The 5,118-nt window shown below is 40.9% G+C and carries 5 protein-coding genes and 1 tRNA gene; all 6 read left to right on the forward strand.

The window, feature by feature from the left end; genetic code table 11:
• The coding region (locus tag B4K20_RS09585) for a hypothetical protein (protein WP_289282713.1) at positions 1-935 on the forward strand (935 nt) is incomplete at its 5' end.
• 70 nt (positions 936-1,005) lie between these two features.
• A tRNA-Leu gene (locus B4K20_RS09590) sits at positions 1,006-1,090 on the forward strand.
• Between the two features lie 62 nt (positions 1,091-1,152).
• Positions 1,153-2,454, forward strand: coding sequence for a trigger factor (gene tig, locus B4K20_RS09595; protein ID WP_289245330.1), 1,302 nt, complete (start codon positions 1,153-1,155; stop codon positions 2,452-2,454).
• A gap of 88 nt (positions 2,455-2,542) precedes the next feature.
• Entirely contained in the window at positions 2,543-3,175 is a 633-nt protein-coding gene (gene clpP / locus B4K20_RS09600) for an ATP-dependent Clp endopeptidase proteolytic subunit ClpP (RefSeq protein WP_289282714.1), read from the forward strand.
• Positions 3,176-3,224: 49 nt separating this feature from the next.
• Positions 3,225-4,496 (forward strand): ATP-dependent Clp protease ATP-binding subunit ClpX, encoded by a 1,272-nt coding sequence (clpX, locus tag B4K20_RS09605; protein WP_286304675.1) that lies wholly within the window; start codon positions 3,225-3,227, stop codon positions 4,494-4,496.
• 176 nt (positions 4,497-4,672) lie between these two features.
• A partial coding sequence (locus B4K20_RS09610; protein WP_349678801.1) for an LON peptidase substrate-binding domain-containing protein occupies positions 4,673-5,118 on the forward strand: 446 nt, incomplete at its 3' end.

Below are 5,118 nucleotides of genomic sequence, written 5' to 3' on the forward strand. Positions count from 1 at the left end.
TACAAAAAGACAATGAATCCACCCAAGCAGAACTGAAGGTCTTAGGGTTCAGGATTGTCGACTTAACCAAAGCTTTGTGTCATGACTGGGCTTTAGGCGATTTGTTGAATGATTATCTCAATAATCGATTATCAGAAAAAAATAACCAGCTTATTTCATTAGCTATTGATGTGGCTGAATCAGCCCAGCATGGCTGGAATGAAGCTGAGCTTGAGCTTGTCGCGAAACAGGCTTCAAGTATCTGTGAGCTTTCAATTGAAAAAGCGAAAAACCTGATTCTATTAAATGTCAATAAAGCAAAAGAACTTACTATTTTATACGGTAGCGAGCAAATAAGCCGTGCTATACGGCTCCCAGATTACTTAGATGAGCATCATGAAAAGACAGATGTGCCCGACGTTAACAATCATGATAAAAAGTTGGAAGCTGATTTTGATTACCTGATGAAAGTATCTCAGGAAATGGTACAAGCCCTTGAAGACATACCATTACCCTCGGTTAATATCATGCTTGAGATGACTCTAGAAGGATTGATTCGTGGCTTAGCCATGGATCGAGCCATATTCATGATATTGAATGAGGCTAAAACTGACTTAATTTGTAAGTCAGTTTTAGGTGAGCAGACAGAACATCTCAAACAGCGATTAACCATCACTTTAGACAAGAATCCAGCTTTTAGTCTATGCGTAGAGCAGCGTCATGCCATATTTTTATCAGTTGACGAAGCAGGTCAGCTTTCCAAGCAGATACAAACCACATTAGGTAATCCGCCGCATTTGCTTATGCCTGTCGTGGTTAAAAACAAAGTTATTGGTATTTTTATGGCTGATCGACATCAAACTCAGCGAGAAATTTCTCAACAAGAATTCATTGCATTTCAGCAGTTTTGCCAACAAACAAACATGGGAATTAGTTTTTTAGCAATTCAAGGCTAGTTTTATCGGAATGTTATCGCTATAATAGCCGACTTCTTTCAGGCATCAGGCATGTCTGATAAATAAATATGCGAGAGTGGCGGAATTGGTAGACGCGCTGGATTTAGGTTCCAGTAGGGTAACCTGTGAGAGTTCGAGTCTCTCCTCTCGTACCATTACTACAAATAGGCGGATGGCGAAACCGCCATGCCTAAATCCCCATGTTTGAGGTTAGAGAATGCAAGTTACTGTAGAAAACGTGAGCGAACTTGGTCGCCGTATGACCGTCACAGTCGAAGATGCCAATATCGAACAAGCAGTACAGGATCGCCTTAAGTCAATTAGACCTAATGTGAAAATGGCCGGTTTCCGTCCAGGTAAAGTACCGATGAACATGGTCGCGAAAACACACGGTCCATCAGCTCGTCGCGAAGTAATCGACTCTCTTGTACAAGAAAGCATGCGTGAAGCCTTCACTCAAGAAGGAATCAACCCAGCAAGTCCTCCTCATATAGATAGCATGGATGAAAAAGGCAGCAACTTCATCTATACACTCAACTATGAAGTCTTCCCTGAAGTAGACAATGTCAAACTAGACGATATCAACTTGGAAAAAACAGTTGCTGAAGTCACTGATGAAGACGTTGACCGTATGCTTGAAACATTACGCGAACAACGTATGACATGGGAACCTTTAAAACGTGGTGCAAAAGATGGTGATGGCGTCACCATTGATTTTGTTGGCACTATTGATGGTGAAGAATTCCAAGGTGGTAAAGGCCAAGATGTACTTCTTGAGCTTGGTCAGGGCCGTATGTTGCCAGAGTTTGAAGAGCAATTGATTGGCAAAAAAGCGGATCAAGAAGTCGATGTGACATTGACATTCCCTGAAGACTACCGCGCTGAGCATTTACAAGGTAAAGAAGCTAAGTTCGCAGTGACAGTTAAACAAGTCGCTAAGAAAAAGCTACCTAAACTAGATAAAGAATTTGCAGCACTATGCGGTGTCGAAGAGGGTATTGCCGCATTGAAAAAAGAAGTTCGCGCTAATATGGAACGTGAACTTAAGTCTGCACTAAAAACACTAAACAAACGCAAAGCGATGGATTCGATAGCAGAAAATAATGACATTGCTCTGCCATCAGCGCCAGTAGAGCGTGAAGCTCAATATCTAGTAGAACAAGCAAAGAACAATCTCCGCAATCAAGGCGTAAATGTTGAAGGCTTGCCATTTAATCCAGATAATTTTAAAGATAATGCAGAAAAACGCGTTAAGTTAAGTCTTTTGATTGGTAAGATTATTTCGGATAACGAAATTCGTCCTGATGAAGATCGCGTTAAAGAGGCTATTGACGCAATTGCTGCAAGCTATGAAGATCCAGAAGAAGTGGTTACTTTCTACATGAACAATCAAGAAAGATTGTCTGAAATTCAAATGACAGTCGTTGAAGACATGGTGGTTGAATGGATTTACGACCATGTTAAAGTAGAAGAGAGTACATCAACATTCTCAGACGTCGTTAATGCAGTGTCTAACTAATTAACAACGCTGATACTGAATGCAGCCCGTACTCATGTGAAATGGGTATGGGCTGTTTTTTTATTGGGACCTTGAAATTAGGATGGTTATGACAAATAAATTTTCTGGTGATGAGACCAGTATGATTCAGAATGCATTGGTACCTATCGTTGTAGAGCAAACATCTCGTGGTGAACGCTCGTATGACATCTTTTCTCGCTTATTAAAAGAACGTGTCATATTTTTAGTTGGTCCGGTAGAAGACCAAATGGCTAATTTGGTTGTTGCACAGTTACTATTTCTTGAATCGGAAAATCCTGATAAAGATATCCATCTATACATTAATTCACCTGGCGGCGCTGTTACAGCTGGCTTGGCAATTTACGATACGATGCAATTTATTAAACCCAATGTCAGCACATTGTGTATCGGACAAGCAGCCAGTATGGGGGCAGTATTGTTAGCCGGTGGTGCTGAAGGCAAACGTTACTGTCTACCTAACTCTCGAATTATGGTTCATCAACCATTAGGCGGATTCCAAGGACAGGCGTCTGACTTTGATATTCATGCAAAAGAGATTCTGAGTATTCGTGATCGTCTAAATGGAATTCTTGCAAAACATACTGGTCAAGATATAGATGCTATTCGCAAAGATACTGATCGTGATAACTTCATGAATGGTGAACAAGCTGTTGAATACGGCCTAATTGACTCAGTATTGACAAGCCGACCTACAGAATAAGTAGTATTGGTCGATAAAATTTATAGATGACGCGTAAGGTAGTAAAAATATGAGTGACGACAAAAATAACGATGATAAATTGCTTTATTGCTCTTTTTGTGGAAAAAGCCAGCATGAAGTCAAGAAATTAATCGCTGGTCCATCCGTATTTGTGTGTGATGAATGCGTCGAACTATGTAATGACATCATCCGTGAAGAAATGCAGGAAATGGCCACTGAAGAGGCTGAATCAAAACTGCCAACGCCACGTGAAATTAACGAAGCACTTGATAACTATGTTATTGGGCAAGAAAGAGCGAAGCGTTATCTTTCTGTTGCAGTCTACAATCACTACAAGCGTCTCCGTACGGCGCACAAGGGAAGTGATGTTGAGCTTTCTAAAAGTAATATACTTTTAATTGGCCCCACTGGTAGTGGTAAAACATTGCTAGCAGAAACATTAGCAAGACAGCTAAATGTGCCTTTCACTATGGCTGATGCAACGACCCTCACTGAAGCGGGCTATGTCGGTGAAGATGTTGAAAATATCATTCAAAAGCTTCTACAAAAATGTGACTATGATGTCGACAAGGCTGAAACAGGTATCGTTTATATCGACGAGATAGATAAGATATCTCGCAAATCTGATAATCCATCTATCACACGTGATGTTAGCGGTGAAGGTGTACAACAAGCACTTCTCAAGCTGATTGAAGGCACTATTGCTTCTGTTCCTCCTCAAGGCGGAAGGAAACATCCTCAGCAAGAATTTTTGCAAGTTGATACCAGTAAAATCTTATTTATCTGTGGCGGCGCTTTTGCTGGTCTTGATAAAGTGATCAGAAACCGCACTCAGAAAGGTGGCATAGGTTTTTCTGCTGAAGTGAAAAGTGTTGACGATAATAGACCTTTGAGCGAGTCATTACGAACTGTCGAGCCTGAAGATCTGATTCAGTATGGGCTTATTCCTGAATTTGTAGGTCGCTTACCTGTTGTTGCCACACTGGATGAGCTTGACGAAAAAGCCTTAGTTCAGATTTTGACTGAACCGAAAAATGCGCTAACCAAGCAGTATCAGCAATTATTCAATATGGAAAATGCTGAGCTTGAGTTCAGAGATGATGCATTACGTGCGATTGCAAGGAAAGCAATGGAGAGAAAGACAGGTGCACGTGGGCTCCGTTCGATTATCGAAAATGTCTTACTTGATACCATGTTTGAGCTACCATCAGCCGATAATGTCTCAAAAGTGGTGATTGATGAGAGTGTCATCGCGGGTGAAAATGCACCAATTTTGATTTATGAAGATCAAAATACGGACTTAGCATCCGGCGACAAATAATCGGTCAAACGAACCATTCTGTTTACACACTAAATCAAGCATATTTCTCAATATGCTTGATTTTTTATTGTCTGTCCCCATATTAATTTTATGTTGAAAATTGGGTGTCGACAGACACATGTATGAGGTTTGCCTTAATGGAAAATGAATTAACCACCACTTCTAGCGATAACAGTATGAAGGTTGTCCCCGTTTTACCACTTCGTGATGTTGTCGTATATCCCTATATGGTAATACCGCTTTTTGTAGGGAGAGATAAATCTATCAAAGCCCTCGAACAAGCGACTGACGAGAGTAAACAGATTCTACTGGTGGCTCAGAAAGATTCTTCTGAAGATGCACCTGACACCGACGGTTTATATGAAACCGGCACACTCGCGAATATTTTACAATTATTAAAACTGCCTGACGGAACAGTTAAAGTTTTGGTTGAAGGTGTTCAGCGTGCCAGTGTGGCCTACTTCACTAACCATGAAACTCACATAGAGGCTGAAGTCGCGCCATTCTTGGATGAAGTTGATGACGATAGAGAAGCCGATGTTTTAATGCGGACCTTGCTAGGACAGTTTGAGCAGTACGTAAAACTGAACAAAAAAATACCACCAGAGGTTATTTCGTCGGG

This window comes from Methylophaga sp. UBA5088 (genome assembly GCF_002414625.1).
In the GTDB taxonomy this organism is placed as follows: Bacteria; Pseudomonadota; Gammaproteobacteria; order Nitrosococcales; family Methylophagaceae; genus Methylophaga; species Methylophaga marina.